Origin of the sequence: Acinetobacter sp. YH01005, assembly GCF_013420465.1 — a bacterium.
GTDB lineage: Bacteria > Pseudomonadota > Gammaproteobacteria > Pseudomonadales > Moraxellaceae > Acinetobacter > Acinetobacter amyesii.
In genome coordinates, this window is sequence record NZ_VOYA01000016.1 from 40,426 (window position 1) to 60,200 (window position 19,775).

Genomic DNA, 19,775 nt, shown 5'->3' on the forward strand with positions numbered 1-19,775 from the left:
CTTGCGGCTTCCGCAGGCATTTTTTTTAACCTGCATTTTGCTAATTTTGTTTTAATCTGTTCCTTGAAAACTGTGACGAAGATCATGACTATTAAACGCGCTTTAATCTCTGTGTCTGACAAGACTGGAATTGTTGAATTTGCACAAGAACTTGCTGCTCTAGGGGTAGAAATTTTATCTACTGGCGGAACATACAAATTGTTGAAAGACAATAATGTTGCCGTAGTTGAAGTTTCAGAGCACACAGGTTTCCCAGAGATGATGGACGGCCGTGTAAAAACGCTACATCCGAAAATTCATGGTGGTATCTTAGCTCGTCGCGGTCTAGACGAAGCTGTGATGGCTGAACACAACATCGATGCAATCGATCTTGTAGTTGTTAACCTTTATCCGTTTGCTGCAACTGTTGCAAAACCAAACTGTTCACTTGCTGATGCGATTGAAAACATCGATATCGGTGGTCCGACTATGGTTCGTGCTGCTGCGAAAAACCATGCTTCTGTTGGTATCGTGGTAAATGCTGCTGACTATGCAACTGTCGTTGCTGAGCTTAAAGCTGAAGGTTCACTTTCACATGCAACTCGTTTTGACCTTGCGGTTAAAGCATTTGAACATACTGCTCAATACGACGGTATGATCGCTTCTTACTTAGGCGCTCGCGTAGGTAAGGAAGAAGGTCAAGCAGATAAATTTGCGCGTACTTTCAATACTCAATTGAACAAAGTTCAAGACTTACGTTACGGTGAAAACCCGCATCAATCTGCTGCTTTCTATGTAGAAGACACAGCGACTGAAGCTTCAGTTTCAACTGCGAAACAGCTTCAAGGTAAAGAACTATCTTATAACAACATCGCAGACACTGACGCAGCACTTGAATGTGTTAAATCATTCGCTAAACCTGCTTGTGTAATCGTTAAACACGCAAACCCATGTGGCGTAGCAGTATCTTTAGACGGCATCCAAGCGGCTTATGACCTTGCTTATGCAACTGACCCTGAATCTGCATTCGGCGGCATCATTGCATTTAACCGCGAATTAGATGTTGCAACTGCGCAAGCCATTGTTGACCGTCAATTTGTTGAAGTGATCATTGCTCCAAGCGTTGCTGAAGGCGTGCTTGAAGTTACTGGCGCGAAGAAAAACGTACGTGTACTCGTATGCGGCGAGCTTCCTGCAATTACTGAACGTAAAGCTCAGTTAGATTACAAACGTGTGAATGGCGGTTTGTTGGTTCAAGACCAAGACTTAGGCATGATCACGAAAGATGACCTTAAAGTTGTGACTAAACGTGCACCAACTGAAGCAGAAATTGATGACTTGATCTTTGCTTGGAAAGTTGCGAAATACGTTAAATCTAACGCGATTGTTTATGCGAAAGGCCGTCAAACGATTGGTGTTGGCGCAGGTCAAATGAGCCGCGTTAACTCTGCTCGTATTGCTGCAATCAAAGCTGAACATGCTGGTTTAGTGGTTGAAGGTGCGGTAATGGCATCTGACGCATTCTTCCCATTCCGTGATGGCATTGATAACGCTGCAAAAGCGGGCATCAAATGCATTATCCAACCGGGTGGTTCTATGCGTGATGAAGAAACGATTGCTGCAGCTGATGAAGCTGGTATTGCAATGGTCTTCACTGGCATGCGTCATTTCCGTCACTAAGTTGGCAACTTGATCATGACAATTAAGCACAGTCTTTTGCTTAATACACTAGATTTCTAATCTTGCATAAAGTCCTCTCCTGCTTTCAGGTTGAGGACTTTATGTCATTTTCGATTCATGGAGTATGAACCGATGAATATTTTAGTTTTGGGTAATGGCGGTCGTGAACATGCATTGGCATGGAAAATCGCACAAGATGACAAAGTTGCAAAAGTATTTGTAGCACCGGGCAATGCGGGTTCTGCAACTGAAAATAAATGCGAAAATGTTGCCTTAAATATTTTAGACAACGCTGCGATCATCGACTTTGCTAAAAACAATGCGGTGGATTTAATCGTGGTTGGCCCTGAAGCACCGCTTGTAAATGGTGTTGTGGATGCTTGCCGTGAAGCGGGTGTAAAAATTTGGGGCCCAACTCAATTTGCTGCACAGCTTGAAGGCTCTAAAGCATTTGCGAAGCACTTCTTAAAACGCCATAACATCCCAACTGCTTTCTATGATGTATTTACAGAAGTAGATGCTGCAAAAGCATTTGTTGAAAAAAATGGTGCGCCGATTGTAATCAAGGCTGACGGTCTTGCTGCGGGTAAAGGCGTAATTGTTGCCATGACCAATCAAGAAGCATTTGATGCGATTGATGACATGCTGGCTGGCAACAAATTTGGCGATGCCGGCTCACGTGTGGTGATCGAAGAATTCCTTGCGGGTGAAGAAGCGTCTTTCATTTGTATGATTGATGGCGACAACATCTTGCCGATGGCGACTTCACAAGATCATAAACGTATCTTTGAAGGTGACCAAGGTCCAAACACTGGCGGTATGGGTGCTTACTCTCCTGCGCCTGTTGTGACTGCTGACGTATTTGAAAAAACCATGAATGAAGTGATGCGTCCTACGGTTGAAGGTATGAAAAAAGACGGTCATGTTTATACGGGTTTCTTATACGCAGGCTTAATGATTGATGAACAAGGTCAACCAAAAGTGATCGAGTTCAACTGTCGTTTTGGCGACCCTGAAACTCAACCAATTATGATGCGTTTAAAATCATCTTTAGTTGATTTGGTTGAAGCTGGTATCGCTGGTAACTTACCTGCGGAAGCTGAATGGGATGAGCGCAAGACTGTAGGTATCGTACTTGCATCTAAAGGCTACCCAGAAACTTCTAGCAATGGTGATGTGATTTCTGGTTTAGACACAGAAATGGCTGATGCAAAAGTATTCCATGCAGGTACAAAAGCGCTTGAGAATGGTGACATTGTGACTGCTGGTGGTCGTGTACTTTGTGTGACTGCGCTAGGCAACACCATTGGCGAAGCGCAAGCGAAAGCTTTAGAGCTGTGCCAAAAAGTAACGTTTGACGGCGTTCAATACCGTAAAGATATTGGCTACCGCGCAATTGCACGTGAAAATGCTTAATCATTCATTTGATTAAGTAAAAACCCCGCTAAGTGCGGGGTTTTTAACACTTAAACTAAATTAAATTTTTTCAAATAACTCTGTAGCAATTTTTCGCGCTAAATTATCCTTATCATCCGATATTTCAGCTAAGTTTATAACATACTGAATTGCTTCACGGCCTGCTATTTCCAATGGCCCATAATCATCGTATTCTTCTCCTGTATATGCATTATAAGCTTTCAAATCATCTTGGGTAAAATCAGTTCCACACATTTGAGCCAAGTAAATATAGAGCCATGCTTCCCCACTATTTTTAAATAATTTTTGGTAAAGAAAATACTCAATAGCTTCTAAATTACCTTGATTACACAAATAGAGAACTTGGTTATAAACTGTCTCAGAATCTGCATCAAAGTTGATTTCATTAAGACTTAATGGACTGTCTTTGATATATGATTCAAACTGTTCAGCTTGTTTTATATATTCCTCATACTTTTCTTTATTTTTTTTAGTTTGATCAGAACTAATATATTTTTGTTTATCATTATCCCAATAGCTACCAAAATTTGAACCCCTACCATAAGGGGCTATTTGATTTGCTAAATAACGATAATAACCACCTAAAACAGCGTAAGCATCAGGATTTTTACGGTCTTTAGCATAAGATAATATTTTTTCTAAATTATCTCCTATTGATTCAAAATCTAACTCATCTGAATCAAAGTAATTATCATCAATTTCGCTAAGAACTTCAAATGTTTGAACTAGACCATTATTAAAATCAACATAACTCAAAGAGTTTCGTATGTCCCTAAAGTTTATCACTTCGATATTGAACCATAAAAGTTCTCGATAAATAGTTTTAGCAATCGATAAATATAAAGCCTCTTCAGCATCTAATTTCAATAAAGCCTGAAGTTTTACAATAATTTTTTTAATATTTTCTAAAAATTCACGACCTTCATAATCATCCCAATGAAGATCATCTTCATTAAAATTTGAATAATCTATTTTAGGCGGATTTTTAAGTATTTCTAGTGTTAAAGCACTCATCAATTCATGCTGATAATATTCTTCGGAATCATCATATTCAGCATCAAGTAAAAGATTCTGAGCAACTAAGGAATTATAAGTTTTATAACCTAGATCCAAAGCAATTAGTTCATAAATATGTGAACGACTAATTTTTACAGAATGTTGATCTTGAATTTTTTTAGATAATTGAAATGCGAATTCTTGAATAGACATAATTTTCCCTACTGCCAACTCTAAACTCTTTATACAAAGAATCTTTGGTGTCATAAGACTTTTAGCAACGCATGTTTAAATGCTAAGAACCAAACGAGTTGATACTTAAGAAAATTAAATTTCGGTATGACTTAAAACTAAGACATTAAATTTTTGAATCCTTTTTCTACTCATGCGTAAGTACGGTAGGCGACCTTAAACCAATACTATCCAATCTCATATTTCTTTGCAATCATATTTCTAAGGAATCATAAATTTTAATATCACCTAAAATAAAACCTGCTAAATTTTTCTATAATTAAAATTCAATCCTAATTTATGACAAATTTGATCCAAACCCCTCGCCTCATTCTCCGCCAATGGCAAGACTCCGACACTGCTCCATTCATCCACATGTGTGCAGATGATGAGGTCATGCGTTATTTCCTCAAAAAGCTCAATGCTGAGGAAGCCACTGCATTTCTGCAACGCTTAAAAGATGCTATCGAAACACGTGGTTGGGGCTTATACGCTGTAGAGCTAAAAGCCACAGGTGAATTTATTGGCTTTATCGGTTTACACATACACCCGTCCGAATTTGAAATAGCCGATGCCCCTGAAATTGGTTGGCGCTTACTGCCGCAATATTGGCATCAAGGTTATGCCACCGAAGGTGCAAAAGCTGTACTTAAACATGCTTTTCGAAACTTAAGATTAGATAAAGTTATTTCCTTTACAGCAAGTTTGAACACACCATCAGAACATGTCATGCAACGCATTGGTATGCAAAAAGTCCGTGAATTTAATCATCCGCATGTACCAGCGGATCATCCATTAAACCGTCATGTACTCTATGAAATTCAGCGCAGTGATTATTTGCACATCCCCTTTTGCTAATTCAATAATTATTCACGGCAAAACTAAAGTACATTAACTCTGCCAAACAGTGGTTATAGGTGATGTTAAATACTTTAATTTTAGTTACCGCAGGATTTCGTATAAGACAGCAAAATCATTCATGTAATCATATAAAAAACCCCGCTAAGTGCGGGGTTAAGAAAAAATATCAATATCGATCACTAGCAATTAAAACATCTTGATGTGTAAGCTGAAGCAACTCCAACCTGTTTAAGCATGCTTAATCAAAATGTCATACATAATCAACGACATCAGTACATTGCACTTTAAAAATAGAATCTTGTGGAACAATAAAGCTTTCGCCAAAAGTATATTGAAAAAACTCGCCCTGCTCCCCAATTTGCACAACACTACCCCGATGTGATTTCAACACGTTCTTTCACATGCACCTCAAACGTCATAGGTTGTTCTGATATCAAAAATACACCTATAGTTTTTTGGCTACCATCTTCCATTTTTAAAACATGGCTCACCGATCTACCGCGATAATGAACCGTAGGCTTTTTACAACTGAGACGAAATCAAACTGATTTGACATAGTGTGCCTCACATAGCAATTTATTATGATTAATTATTAAGCAGTTTATATTAAACAATATAGTGGATTCAATCTTCCTCAGATTTAGATCTAAAATTTTGAAAAACCATGAATCAGAGTTGAACTTCAAATATATCAATAAAGATTTCAACTCAGCTTAGATTGAGGCTCTTCGTTATTTTCACATATGAATGTTACAAATTTTGTGTATGACAGGACTTATTTCATTTTTATCATTTTTTCAGCAATACATTTTAAAATTTGTTATATAGACCTAAACATATACAAATGACGTACTTAAATAGTTTAATTATAAATAATATATTGTTTTTACTTATTAAATTATTTAATTAAACATATTCCATTTACATTTTTGGTGCTAAGCATAACTTTTTAAATCACTATATTGAATAATAAAAAATTGATATGATGCCTAGCGAAATATAGAGATTTGCTTTATTAAATCTTTTGTTTACAGCAGCTTGCAATGGCTATCTTTTCCCATTTGGAAATAGACTCAGATCTAATTGTATAAGTCTGTGTAGCATTTTAAATTATTAAGCATCTATCAGCCTGTCTGATAAAAGACTTAAGTAAATCTCTCCATAATATGATTTGTGAATTTATTAATTTTATAAATTTACTCGGGTGAATATATGAAAAAGCTCCTAGGATTAGTTCTCGGTTTATCTGTGGGCCTTTCAGGCTGTGGTAAACAAGAAGCTCCTGCAACTGACGCCGCACAACAAAAAGACACTGCAGAAGTGCAAACTGTTACCATGGCTTCGACTGGTTCAGATGCTGATATTTGGCGCTATATTGCTACGCTTCCTGAAACCAAAGAAGCTGGCATTAAACTTGAAGTGAAAAACTTTACTGACTATGTGTCTATGAACACTGCTGTAGCGAACAAAGAAATTGATGTTAATGCATTCCAGTCATATGCCTATATGGTTGCGTTTAATGACAACAATAAAGATAAAATTGCACCGCTTTCGACAACTTATTTAGAACCAATGGGTATCTATTCAAGCAAAGTCAAAAAACTTGAAGAGTTTAAAACAGGTGCAACCATTGCGATTCCAAATGATGGCGCAAACGAATCACGTGCATTGTTACTACTTCAATCTGCTGGCTTAATCAAACTTAAAGCTGATTTTGACGATGTAAAAGGTACACCTGCTGACGTCACTGAAAATGCGAAGAAAATCGTAATCAAGCCAATCCAAATGGCGACTGCGGTTCGTGTTAAAGACGAAGTTGATGCGATTGTTTTGGGTAATACCCTTGCAATGGAAGGTGGTTTAAACGTACTGAAAGATGCGGTTTACTATGAGCCAATCGATCAAAGTACAAAAATGAACGTGAATATTCTTGCTGTTGCTGCTGACCGTCAAAATGACCCAGTTCTACAAAAAGTGGGCGCGCTTTACCACACTCCAGCAGTTAAAGCTTACATCGATGAACATTTTGGTGGTACTAAAATTGATGTAAACAAACCAACTAGCTACCTCACTGAAGCAAAATAGTAATATAATTTCTTCAAATAAACAGGCAAAGTTTACTTTGCCTGTTTTTTCATTTTTGAACCCTTTTTTGACGCTATGATCCAATTTAAAAATATCTCCAAGCATTTTGAGCTAAAAGGCCAAACCGTTACAGCACTGGATCAGATTAATCTGGACATTCCAGATGGCTGTATTTTCGGTTTAATTGGCTACAGTGGTGCAGGCAAAAGTACCTTAATCCGTTTAATTAATTTGCTAGAACGTCCGAGTGAAGGGCAAATTATTATTCATGATAAAGACTTTACTGCTTTAAATTCGGCAGAGCTGCGTCAAGAAAGAACCAATATTGGCATGATCTTCCAGCACTTCAATTTACTGCAAACCAAAACAGTTGCAGAAAATATTGAAATGCCGCTTAAACTTTTAGGTGTGTCTAAAGCTGAACGCCAAAAACGTTTAGAAGAGTTGCTCGAATTTATTGACCTAAAACATAAGAAAAATGCCTATCCAGATGAGCTCTCTGGTGGCCAAAAACAACGTGTCGGGATTGCCCGTGCGCTAGCCAATCATCCTAAAATTTTACTGTGTGATGAAGCAACATCTGCTCTCGATCCGCAAACTACCAAATCGGTATTGGCGTTATTAAAGAAAATCAATCAAGAACAAGGCATTACTATTGTGATGGTCACCCATGAAATGGATGTGATTGAATCCGTTTGTGATTATGTTGCGGTAATGGAACAAGGGAAAGTCATCGAACATGGCTCAACTTTAGAGATTTTTAGTCAGCCAAAACACAATACAACGAAAAACTTTATTCAAACTGTATTACAGCAACAGCTCCCTGTTAATATTTTAAATAATTTAGAAAATCAAAATCATAACAGTATTTATTGTTTAAAATTCCTCGGCAGTTCGGCACAAGAAACTGTGATTCAGGCGGTAATTAAACAGTTTGATATTAGCCTGAATATTTTGTTTGCCAATATGACTGAAATTAATGGTGCGGTGATTGGACAAATGTTCGTTCAGCTATTAGGTGATACAGCATTGATTCAACAAGCGGTGGCGTTCTTAGAACAACATGGTGTTGAAGTCACTCAAGCAGGAGTTCAGCAATGAGAGATTTAATTGTTCAATGGCTGACTCAAATTACAGCACCCTTTTGGAAAAGTTCTTTGTCTATGGATCAGTTCGTCACTGCCCTACAAGAAACTTTTCACATGGTGTTCTTTGCCATGCTCTTCGGCTGTATTTGGGGTTTTATCCAGGCCGTGATCTTATATGTCTCACGTCCACAAGGCATTTTGCCTAACCGTGTCATCTACCATGGTTTGAACCCGATTGTGAATGCGCTGCGTTCATTGCCATTTATTATCCTCTTGATTGCGGTCATCCCTTTGACCAAAGTCATTGTGGGTACTTCAATTGGGACTTGGGCTGCAATTGTTCCTCTCACAATCTATGTTGGTCCTTACATTGGTCGTCTGATTGAAACTTCGTTGCTTGAAGTGAATGACGGCATCATTGAGTCTGCTCAAGCGATGGGTGCATCTCCGCTGCAAATCATTACTAAATTTGTCCTACCAGAGTCTCGTAGCTCTTTAATTTTAAACTTAACGACTGCAACGATTAGCTTAATTGGTGCAACAGCCATGGCGGGTGCAGTAGGTGCAGGCGGTATCGGTGACCTTGCTATTTCTTATGGTTATCAACGTTTTGATAGTAGCGTGGTGATCATGACCGTGATCGTCTTATTGATCTTGGTGCAAATCGTACAAAGTCTGGGTGACTGGTTATCAAAATTACGCTAGGCCTGCGCAATTCATATCTTTAAGCTCTCTTCGGAGGGCTTTTTTGTTTATAAAACTTAGTTTTAATGCCGTAATTAAACCAAAATTTCTTTAACTCTAAATTATTTTGACGGAAAATTAGCAACACCATAAAATTTAAAATATGACCCTTAATATTAAGTTTCCAAAAACTTGAATTAGTACAAAATATCAAAAGAACAGGATTATTTATTCCACATGCAAACAACACTGCCAGCACAAATTTTCCGCTTAACTTTTTTCACAACTGAGATATTGATCACTTCAGCAGCATCTGCATCCATTGCTGATTATGACTATGTGACAAGTATTAAGGTAAATGATGTTGACTTAGCCTTACCCTTGCCTGCATCAAAAGCAAATGAATTAATCAGCAAAAATCCAGTGAAGCTTAAATATGAATATTCAGAATGTACCGGCAATACTGAATTTCATGTCACATCAAAAGGTAAATTTCTAAAATTTGAAATTTATGCTGAGGACAATCCTCAAGTTAAAAATGATTCATTCTATAAAAATAAAAGCAGCTTCGCCCAACTTGGACAAACCAAAGGGGCTGTTTGGATGGAATGGCATAACTCCATGCAAATACGCGATAAAATTCAAATTGGGTCAAAACATCTGACAAGCCAATATAACTATCAACAATTTGTAAAAGACTTTCCCAAAAGTGCAAAATTAGCCAATCCAAATGAAGTGGCTTATGTGATTTTACTCTCACCGACTCATGCAAAATCCGTGCTGAAAGAGCCGCATAACTATGATTTACCCTATATTGGCAATCTAGCCTTCAACTTTAAAAATGGCAAATTAACTGCCTTTTCAGTGAATCAAGGTATTGCTTGCTAAATGGTGCTTGTCATACAGCGTTTATTGATTAAACAGTGAATTTATAAATCTGCATAAAGCCATGCAATAAACGCAAGTTTGATCTCAGAGCATGCTAAAATCAGCAGCTGTTTTCGCAGGGACTCATCTATGCACTTTGTACATCTTGGTATTTTTACAGAATTTTCCATTACTGAATCTATTGTACGTATACCTGATCTTGTAAAAGCTGCAGCTGCAGATGAAATGCCCGCTCTGGCCATTACTGACCTTTCAAATCTACATGCTGCTGTAAAATTCTATAAAAAGTGCTTAGATAAAGGCATTAAACCCATATTTGGTTCAACCATTCGTTTGAATGATGCTGAACACAAAGCTACTCTTCTAGCGATGACCAATAAAGGTTGGCGCAGTCTAACAGAGTTGGTTTCTGAAGGTTATATTTCAGGTCAACAGCTTGATATTCCTTGCGTAAAAAAAGATTGGATTTTAAATCAACATCAAGACTTGATTGTTTTACTGGGTATGCAAAGTGATGTCGGCAAAATGCTTTGCTCTTCCAACCCGCAAAAAGCTGAACCTCTGTTAGCTGAATGGGTCGAAAAATTTGGCAATCGTGTTTATCTAGCGATTACACGGACTGAGCGCTCGGGTGAAGAAGACTTTATTCACGAAGCAGTAAAACTTGCGAAGAAATTTAACATTGGTGTGGTTGCTCATAACGATGTGCATTTTATACGTAAAGAAGATTTCGAGGCACATGAAGCACGCGTTTGTATTGCCGATGGCTATGTCCTCGGTGACAATCGTCGCCCTAAAAATTACAGTCCTGAACAGTATTTTAAAACTGCCGAGGAAATGACGGAGCTGTTTGCAGACATTCCAACGGCTATAGAAAATACCTATCACATTGCGCGACGGTGTAATGTGTCATTACGTTTAGGCTTCCATGACCTTCCCGATTATCCAATTCCTGAAGGTCATACCATCGATACCTATTTTGAACATTTATCAAAAGAAGGTTTAGAAGAACGTTTAGCACATTTATATCCTGTCGAACAGCGTGGTGACGACTGGCCAGAAATTCGTAAGCCTTATGATGAGCGTTTGGCTTATGAAGTCGGGATTATCCTGACCATGCAATTCCCAGGGTACTTCCTGATTGTCATGGACTTTATTCAATGGTCTAAAGGTAATGGCGTCCCTGTTGGTCCAGGCCGTGGTTCGGGTGCAGGTTCATTGGTTGCCTATAGTTTAAAAATTACCGACCTTGATCCACTGCGTTATGACCTACTTTTCGAACGTTTCTTAAACCCAGAACGTGTATCGATGCCCGACTTTGACGTCGATTTCTGTATTGCAGGTCGTGACCGTGTTATTGACTATGTAGCACGTACCTATGGTCGAGATGCGGTCTCTCAGATTGCAACTTTCGGGACCATGGCAGCAAAAGGTGCGATTCGTGACGTAGCCCGTGTCTTGGGTAAATCTTATGGTTTGGCTGACCGTATTTCTAAAATGATTCCGACCAAGCCTTTAGGTTTAAGTTTGGAAGAATCGATTGAGGCTGAGCCACAGCTCAAAGACATTGTCACCAATCCATCTAACCCAGATAACGACGATGCAGCCGAAATTTGGGAAATGGCACTCAAACTTGAAGGCATTACCCGTAATACAGGTAAACATGCCGGTGGTGTGGTTATTGCACCAACTAAGTTAACTGACTATTCGGCTGTCCTATGTGATGCAGATGGAACTAACCGTGTAGCCCAATTCGATAAAGACGATGTGGAAGCTGCAGGTCTAGTTAAATTCGACTTCTTGGGCTTACGTAACTTAACGGTAATTGAAGATGCCATTAAGCACATTAATGCCCGTCCAGATATCACTACACCTGTCGACATTTCCTTGATTCCTTTGGATGACAAACCTGCCTATGCTGTGTTCGCAGATGCAAACACCACAGCAGTCTTCCAGTTTGAATCCGTCGGCATGAAAAAAATGCTGAAAGAGGCACGTCCAAGTAAGTTCGAAGAAATTATTGCTTTCGTGTCTTTATACCGTCCAGGCCCCATGGATCTGATTCCTGACTTTATTTACCGTATGCATGGTGGCGAGTTTGAATACTTACATCCATTACTAGAAAGTGTCCTTGAACCGACATACGGCATTATGGTGTATCAGGAACAGGTAATGCAAGCAGCGCAGTTCTGTGCTGGCTATAGCTTGGGTGGCGCGGATTTACTTCGTCGTGCCATGGGTAAAAAGAAAGTCGAAGAAATGATTAAGCACCGTCAGATCTTTACTGAAGGTGCTGCAACCAAAGGTATTGATGCAGATACGGCCAACCATATCTTCGACTATATGGAAAAATTCGCAGGCTATGGTTTTAACAAATCCCATGCCGCTGCCTATGCCCTTGTTGCATATCAAACTGCTTGGTTAAAAGCACATTTCCCTGCTGAATTTATGTCAGCGGTAATGACTTCGGAAATGCAGAACACTGACAACGTAGTGTTCTTGATCGATGACTGTCGAATTAACGGTCTTGAAGTTTTACCTCCATCGGTCAATATGTCTTTGTACAACTTCCATGCCAGTGATCCAGAAACGATCGTATACGGTTTAGGTGCGATCAAAGGTGTCGGTGAAGCTGCCATGCAGTCTGTGATTGACTCACGTATCCAAGATGGTCCCTATAAAGACCTGTTCGACTTCTGTCATCGTATTGACCTGAAAAAAATCAATAAACGTACCCTTGAAGCATTGATTCGTAGTGGCGCACTGGATTGTTTAGGTTTAGAACGTGCTGACTTGATGGCACAGCTCCCTGAAGCCGTTCAAGCGGCGGATCAAGCACGCACTAACCGCGAAACAGGCATGATGGACTTGTTTGGCGAAGTGGAAGAAGTTCAGCGTAAACCTGCCAAACCTGTCAAACCGTGGTCAGATGAAGTTCGTCTCAAAGGTGAAAAAGACACACTCGGCCTTTATTTAACAGGTCACCCGATTGATGTGTATCGCCCAGAGTTAAAAGCCTTTATTTCACAGCGTATTAATGAACTTACGCCTACACGTCGCGGTGTCACTACAGTATTTGCAGGCCTAGTCGTCGATGTAGCCAACTTCCCGAACCGTATGATGGTGACACTCGATGATGGTACAGCACGTATTGAAGTGTCTGCGAATCACGAACGTTTTAACCGCTTCAAAGACGTGATTCAAAACGAAAAAGTGGTGGTGATTGAAGGTGAAATTTATGAACGTGAAGGTTTTGACCGCCCTATGGGTCGCTTAACTAAAGCCTTCAGTCTGAACGAAATCCGTCAAAAACGTGCCAATGCGATTCAAATCAAATTAACGCCGGAACATTTTAGTAAAACGCTCTCACGCGACATCCAAAATATTCTACTGCCTTTCTGCAATGTCGATATGTGTACGCATATTCCTGTGCAGTTATATATTGACTATCCATATGCGACGGCTGACATTCATTTGGGCTTAAACTGGAAAGTTGCCCCGCTAGATGAGCTACTGTCTAAGCTGCGTGACTACTTTGGTAAAGAATCTTTGCATGTTGAATATCATGTCAAATCCAAAGCAGCCAAGGCGGTGAGTTATGAACAAGCCTCTATTCCTGCGCAAGTTCCTCCACCGCCAGATGGAATGAGCATGGATGATGCCATGGATTTATACCAAGCAGAAGCCAATCAATTTTCTTAAAGTTTAAACGCTGTTTGAACTGCTTTTTTAAATAAACAAATTGGAAATATCATGAATCAAACTGACAATGCTGCGGTTTCAGCACATCTCTCTCATGTGCGTATTGTCATGGTGAATACAACATTACCCGCAAATATTGGTAGTGCATTACGTGCCATGAAAACCATGGGACTTTCAAAGCTGGTCTTAGTTGCACCTAAGACTTACCCGCATCCAGACATTAATGCCTTGGCTGCCGGAGCTGTCGATTTAATAGATCAAATTGAAATTGTTGAATCATTAGAAGATGCCATTAAAGATTGTCATATTGTCTTTGGTACTAGTGCGCGTAGTCGTACCATCCCATGGCCTTTACTTGACGCTCGCCCTGCTGCCGAAATGTCTCTCAAAGCGGTCTGTGAACAACAGCAAGAAATTGCCGTGGTGTTTGGCCGTGAAGACCGTGGTTTGACCAATGAAGAATTGGCAATGGCCAACTACCACGTCACTATTCCAGTAAATACTGAATATGGCGTCTTAAACGTTGCCCAAGCGATTCAAGTCATTTGCTATGAAATGCGCATGGCCGCCCTTGCACATACTGAGTTAACTGCAAATCCTGATGCCAAGATGCATGTTACCAATGACATCGATATGGAATGGGATGAGCCTTTGGTGACCCATGAAATGATGGAACAGTTCTACCCGCATATTGAAAAAATGCTGGCAGAGATTGAATTTATGGATCCAAAAAATCCAAGATTATTACCTTTACGCTTGCGTCGCTTATTTGGACGTATACAATTAGATCGTATGGAATACCACTTATTACGTGGCATCTTTAGCCGAGTACAGGCTTTAAATAACGGAACATGGAAAAAATCTACAGACAATGAGGATCAATCTAATGCTTAAGCAGCTCAAAGAAGATATACAAGCTGTATTCGCGCGCGATCCTGCTGCACGAAATACGCTCGAAGTCTTAACGACTTATCCAGGAATTCATGCCTTAATCATGCATCGTATGGCACATGAACTTTGGAAAAAAGAGTGTAAAGGCTCAGCTCGTCTATTATCTTCTTTTAGCCGCTTTGCCACAGGCATTGAGATTCATCCGGGTGCGAAAATCGGTCGTCGTTTCTTCATTGACCACGGTATGGGTGTGGTGATTGGTGAAACAGCTGAAATTGGTGATGATGTCACCCTTTACCATGGTGTGACCTTAGGGGGCACAACTTGGAATAAAGGCAAACGTCACCCCACCTTGGAAGATGGCGTAGTGGTTGGCGCTGGTGCAAAGATCTTAGGCCCATTTACGGTAGGTAAAAATGCCAAAGTCGGCTCAAATGCCGTGGTGACTAAAGAAGTTCCTGCGGATACTACCGCTGTAGGTAATCCAGCACGCTTTATCACGAAAGATAAGCCAAAAGATGAAGCTGAAAGCCGTCGTCGCGATTATGCAGAAAGTATTGGTTTCCAACCGTATGCTGCAACACAAGACCAAACTGACCCAATGTTAGAAGGTATGCGTGTGTTGTTAGATCGTATTCAGCACAATGAAAAACGTATGAATAATTTGTGTCAGCGTTTGTCTCTCCTTGACCCAACGTTCAAAAAGCAACAGCTCAATGAACAACCTTTTAGTCAGGAAGAACTTAAAATCATTGAAGATGTGCGCCGCGAATGCGAAGCTCAAAGTAATCAATCTAAAGCTTAACCAAAAGCAATCATAATAAATTGCCTTTAACTTGCATGTTGTTCAGAGTTTTTTTAGACTGACCAACATGCTTTTTTGTATAAAATAAATTAATGGATGAATCATATGACGCTTAAGCCCTTGGCAGTTGCTTGTATTGCTTTAACCCTTGCCGCTTGTGGAAGCGCCCCAACTAAAAATAATGCACCTAAAGATGCCATGATTTTTGTAGAGCCTGAACTGACTCCACCGTTCTACGCACTCAACCCATTCAACTACGATGCGCCACCTCCTTTTGAATTAAATTTACAAAAAGCTGCAGCTCAGCCTGTGACTAAGATGGTGGTAACTAGCCCGACCGACCCATCTAAGCAACTGACACTTGAAGAAAACCGTCTGATTATCCCAATTGTAGACAGCAAAGTACGTTCAATGAAATTTGCTGCTTTAGCGGGTGATAATGAGATCGACATTACTGAAATTGATGATTTCTTACAGCTCGTTGAAGGTAAAGCACGTCACTATCCACCACGTTTTGTTCAACGCCAAGAACGTAAAGGGTTTGAACTTAAACTTAAAGAAGTGACGCAAAAATTAGATACCCTTGCATCTAAAGACAACGCTTCTTTTGATGTTTTAGTACGTGCATTTAAAGCCAGTGTGATGGCACGTAACCTCGACTTAGGTTCTGTATACACCACTAAATCTTTAACTTACGCTCAGCGTATTTTAAAAATCAACCAAGATGATGCTGAAGCAAACTTCTGGTTCGGTTTTGGTTTATCTGAAGGTGGTGGTCAACGTGAAGCGATTCCATACTTAGACAAAGCGATGAAAGCAGGTGTTCAAGAAGCCTATCTTTCTGCAGCAAATAACTATATTGCGATGGAACAAAAAAAGAACGCGATTCAGGTCTTAAAGAACTACAAAGTGAAATACCCACAAGAAGGCGAAGTCGCTGACCGCTTAATTCAAGAAATTGAAAAGCAAGGTCGCTGGAATGTTTGGCAAGTTTTAAATCCACCTAAAGCTGCGTCTTAAATCTGACGATTTAAAAAATTCTTTTGAAAAAGACCGTTCTAACGGTCTTTTTTCATTTAAGGTGAATTGAAAATCCTGACAATTATCGTATGATTTGAAAATATTCAACCCAATGTGCGACCCCTTTATGCAGCTAAATACTAAAACAATACTGCTCCTTGGAATCATGAGTACCAGCGTACTGAGTGGATGTCAGGTCGTCAGTGTCAAAAACCAAAAACTCAACGTTTCTATTGCCAATGAACGTGAAAGTATTATTTCTCGAAACAAACTCAGCGAAGCCAGTTTAAATGTCTTGTCGATGACAGGTCGTGAAGCCAAAGCGTGTATAGAAGACCCGAAAGCCTGTGTTGATGAACTACAACAGATCCCTCAAATTCAAGATGAACAATTATTGTCTACGGCAAGTGAATTATATTTAGCCAAAGCCATCGAATATGAGTCTTCTTCAGCCTGTAAATTAGGTCTTCTCAGTAGCCACAAATCAGAAGAAAAACAAAAAATTGAACAAGACACTTATAACAAATGTTTAGATCAACAGCTGACGCTACTGGATAAAAGTATTCGCTATAGCTACGCCTATATGTTTAAAACCAAACGTGCGCCTGCTGACCGTATTTTTGATAACCGCCAAGTTCAAATCCGAGATTTCTTTAATCAAGGGATTGCTAAACTGGTTAGCAGCTATGCACTACGTTATAAACCGCAAGAAGTCACCCAACAGATCAAAGTCGGACAAACCACCTATCATATTGACTTCAGCCATTACCCAGAACTCAAAAATCGTAAAATTGAACAATTGATGTCAACCTATAACCTCAACTTCTCAGGTTTACGTTCAATTACCCGCCGAGATGGTTTTGGTTCCGAATTCCTTGTGGTTTTACCCGAAGAACATACAGTTGAAACAGGCAAAGCCAAATACATTATCAACCCAATAGATTTTAAATATCCGTCTGGTTCAAACCCTAATATCCATCAAGCGCGCTATTTAGCTGCAACCTTAACAGCGGAACCTGTAAGCACCACAACTTCAGTTGATCAAATTTTAAATCAGCATGAGTTTCAAATTAAGGCTTACGACCCGTACAAATATGAACAGGTCAATATTGCCAATAAAAACTATGCCCTTGCAGCCAATTTTTCTGCACCTTATGGTCTTTGGTTAGCACAAAATAACTTGGGTAAGGCAGCTTATTTATCACTGATTGACCGAGATGAAAAACTGACGATGCCTCATCTCTACATGCTTGAACCATATAATCCTGACAAGAAAGTTATCGTCTTGGTACATGGTCTTGCTAGCAGCCCTGAAGCATGGATTCGTCTGACTAACGATATTATGGGCGATTCAGTGCTACGTGAACATTATCAAGTGTGGCAAGTCTTCTACTCAACCAACATGCCGATTATTGAAAGCCGCTTCCAAATTTATTCCATTTTGACTCAGACCTTTAGCAAAGTAGACGCCAATGCCGCAGCTAAAAAAGATGCTGTTCTAGTCGGTCATAGTATGGGCGGCATTATTGCACGACTACTGGTCAGCCAAGCTGATACCACACAAGCAGCTTTGAAAATGATGAATTCACGTCAATTAAATCAGTACCGAAATATTCCAGTCGTGAAGCAACGTATGGTGATTGAAGATATTCCAAATTTCAGCCGCGCAATTTTTTTAGCTGCACCTCATCGCGGTACAGAATATGCAGATCGCTGGTTTACCAAAGCCGCTCGAAAAATTATTAAACTCCCAGGAGCTTTTTTATCGGCCATGGGTGATGTGTTAACTCAAGAAGAAGACCTGAAAGATTTATTTCGTGAAATTGACCATGGCTTGATCCAAAATGGACCAAGTGACTTAAGTCATCAATCAAAATTTATCGCGCTCACTGAAGATATTCAGCCACGTAAGGGTTTGAAGTTTCATTCAATTATGGGAAATAACACCAACAGTCAAGATAAAAATATTATGACGGATGATATTGTACCATACACTAGTGCTCATCTAGAGGGTGCTGTTTCAGAAAAAATCATTAAAGGGGGTCATTCGATTCAAGAAACCCCTGAAGCTGTACTCGAACTACGCCGTATATTACGTTTGCATTTGATTGAACTTGGCCTCTATAAACCATAAGGCAATACAGCATTTAAATCGATCTACATATTTTAAAACCGATCTCAGGATCGGTTTTTTTTATTTCTGCATTTACTTGAATATGCCATTATTCAGGTAATTACTATATAAGCTTTTTTTTAATTATTTTAAAACTCAAAGGCACTCGTTAAACTTTATATAAACCTTATATTAGAGATAAATTATTGTAAAATAAAGACAAAATATTGTGCGCTTTTCCTAATTATTTCATAAGCATATCGAATTATGAAATTTTAAGGCTTTAAGTCACTTCTTCTGTGAAATTAAGGGTCTAATCATAACTATATAAAATTAAGTATATTTTACGTCAAGTTTATAATTCATTTATCAACCGCTCTACCGCGATGAAGCGGCGAAAAAATTTTGTTTTCGCGGAATCATTATTTTTCTCCTGTATGCTCTGTCATGTACGTGGATTTATCAAGTGATCTCATAACGCAGTTTTGTAGATTCCTCTGTATATTTGGGTAGTGTTTATCATTCTGATTGCATGGGATTTATCTTTTATTCCGCATTAAACCCTTATTTTAATGTTTATACTTGTCTAGGCTCGATGTGCGCTGTTGCGATCATCTTTACTATGATTGGTAATGATCACAATGATGCGCTATTACATGCAGCCATGAAGTATGCCGTGGTCATCATCTATGCCTTTGTAGGTATGCGTTTTTATATTGCCATGGTTGCGGGTTGGTAGAACATGACCCACTGACTGGGCTAGCAAACCGTCGTCAGTTATCTGAAGCATTAGAACAGCAATGGCGTTATGCCCTACGCCATCAACAGCCTTTAAGCATCATGGTGATCGATATCGATTTTTTTGAAAATTAAAATGATCATTTAGGTCATCAGGCGGGTGACATCTGCCTCACACAAATTACTGAGGTTTTGTCTCAAATCACCAATCGAAATGGTGAGTTAGCTGCACACAATGGCAGCGAAGAGTTTTTACTCCTCTTTCCAATGTTAACTGAAGCTGAGATTGAACCTTTGGCAGCCGATTTATTACACCGTATTCAATCACTCGAACTTCCACATCCAGCCAGCCATATTTCCAAATTTGTGACGATTAGCATCGGTACGGCAACAATCATTCCTCTAAATCTTATCAAATTCAAAAATTTATATTGGCTGCCGATCAAGCACTTTACCTTGCAAAAGGCAGCGGTCGAAACCAATATCAATTAGCTGAGGCTGAAGCACAGGTTGATGTTTGAGTCAGTCTATCGCTTTGTAAATGTATCCATTGTTGAATTTACACACAGACTTTTTA

The 19,775-nt window shown here is 39.5% G+C and carries 13 protein-coding genes and 2 pseudogenes; 13 read left to right on the forward strand and 2 right to left on the reverse strand.

Annotated features, from left to right (window positions below; genetic code table 11):
- Nucleotides 1-84 precede the first annotated feature (84 nt).
- Both purH and purD read left to right on the forward strand, forming a co-directional pair.
- Nucleotides 85-1,659: a bifunctional phosphoribosylaminoimidazolecarboxamide formyltransferase/IMP cyclohydrolase gene (purH, locus tag FTT72_RS11875; protein ID WP_180003874.1), complete on the forward strand. Its 1,575-nt coding sequence runs from the start codon at nt 85-87 to the stop codon at nt 1,657-1,659.
- Nucleotides 1,660-1,791: 132 nt separating this feature from the next.
- Entirely contained in the window at nt 1,792-3,075 is a 1,284-nt protein-coding gene (gene purD / locus FTT72_RS11880) for a phosphoribosylamine--glycine ligase (RefSeq protein ID WP_120365368.1), read from the forward strand.
- Between the two features lie 60 nt (nt 3,076-3,135).
- On the opposite strand, the gene FTT72_RS11885 is transcribed toward purD, so the two are convergent.
- A complete protein-coding gene (locus FTT72_RS11885) occupies nt 3,136-4,359 on the reverse strand; it encodes a hypothetical protein (protein ID WP_180178434.1) in 1,224 nt (407 codons plus the stop codon).
- A 264-nt stretch (nt 4,360-4,623) separates the two neighbouring features.
- Between FTT72_RS11885 and FTT72_RS11890 the strand changes: the two genes are divergently transcribed.
- Nucleotides 4,624-5,181 carry a GNAT family N-acetyltransferase gene (locus FTT72_RS11890; RefSeq protein ID WP_180178435.1) on the forward strand — a complete coding sequence of 186 codons (558 nt, stop codon included), beginning with the start codon at nt 4,624-4,626 and terminating at the stop codon, nt 5,179-5,181.
- Nucleotides 5,182-5,434: 253 nt separating this feature from the next.
- Here the strand turns inward: FTT72_RS11890 and FTT72_RS11895 are convergent.
- Nucleotides 5,435-5,740 (reverse strand): annotated as a pseudogene (locus tag FTT72_RS11895) (pyrimidine/purine nucleoside phosphorylase).
- Nucleotides 5,741-6,396: 656 nt separating this feature from the next.
- On the opposite strand from FTT72_RS11895, the gene FTT72_RS11900 reads away from it, so the two are divergent.
- From FTT72_RS11900 to FTT72_RS16165, 10 genes and pseudogenes are all read left to right on the forward strand, one after another.
- Complete coding sequence (locus FTT72_RS11900; RefSeq protein ID WP_180007758.1) at nt 6,397-7,269, forward strand: MetQ/NlpA family ABC transporter substrate-binding protein; 873 nt, start codon at nt 6,397-6,399, stop codon at nt 7,267-7,269.
- A gap of 75 nt (nt 7,270-7,344) precedes the next feature.
- Nucleotides 7,345-8,370 (forward strand): methionine ABC transporter ATP-binding protein, encoded by a 1,026-nt coding sequence (locus tag FTT72_RS11905; RefSeq protein WP_168377623.1) that lies wholly within the window; start codon nt 7,345-7,347, stop codon nt 8,368-8,370.
- Nucleotides 8,367-9,062: a methionine ABC transporter permease gene (locus FTT72_RS11910; RefSeq protein ID WP_078188742.1), complete on the forward strand. Its 696-nt coding sequence runs from the start codon at nt 8,367-8,369 to the stop codon at nt 9,060-9,062. Before FTT72_RS11905 ends, FTT72_RS11910 begins: the two co-directional genes overlap by 4 nt.
- 216 nt (nt 9,063-9,278) lie before the next feature.
- Complete coding sequence (locus FTT72_RS11915) at nt 9,279-9,929, forward strand: hypothetical protein (RefSeq protein WP_180178436.1); 651 nt, start codon at nt 9,279-9,281, stop codon at nt 9,927-9,929.
- 129 nt (nt 9,930-10,058) lie between these two features.
- The gene (gene dnaE, locus FTT72_RS11920) at nt 10,059-13,631 is read left to right on the forward strand and encodes a DNA polymerase III subunit alpha (protein WP_180178437.1); all 3,573 of its coding nucleotides are present in this window, start codon (nt 10,059-10,061) and stop codon (nt 13,629-13,631) included.
- 51 nt (nt 13,632-13,682) lie between these two features.
- Nucleotides 13,683-14,525 (forward strand): RNA methyltransferase, encoded by an 843-nt coding sequence (locus FTT72_RS11925; protein ID WP_180117646.1) that lies wholly within the window; start codon nt 13,683-13,685, stop codon nt 14,523-14,525.
- Nucleotides 14,518-15,327 carry a serine O-acetyltransferase gene (gene cysE / locus FTT72_RS11930; RefSeq protein ID WP_180003858.1) on the forward strand — a complete coding sequence of 270 codons (810 nt, stop codon included), beginning with the start codon at nt 14,518-14,520 and terminating at the stop codon, nt 15,325-15,327. The genes FTT72_RS11925 and cysE overlap by 8 nt, the downstream gene beginning before the upstream one ends.
- Before the next feature lie 105 nt (nt 15,328-15,432).
- Nucleotides 15,433-16,347, forward strand: coding sequence for an ABUW_2363 family tetratricopeptide repeat lipoprotein (locus FTT72_RS11935; RefSeq protein ID WP_180054454.1), 915 nt, complete (start codon nt 15,433-15,435; stop codon nt 16,345-16,347).
- A gap of 166 nt (nt 16,348-16,513) precedes the next feature.
- Nucleotides 16,514-18,481 carry an esterase/lipase family protein gene (locus FTT72_RS11940; RefSeq protein WP_373686917.1) on the forward strand — a complete coding sequence of 656 codons (1,968 nt, stop codon included), beginning with the start codon at nt 16,514-16,516 and terminating at the stop codon, nt 18,479-18,481.
- Between the two features lie 711 nt (nt 18,482-19,192).
- Nucleotides 19,193-19,690, forward strand: a pseudogene (locus FTT72_RS16165) (diguanylate cyclase).
- Nucleotides 19,691-19,775: the final 85 nt, after the last annotated feature.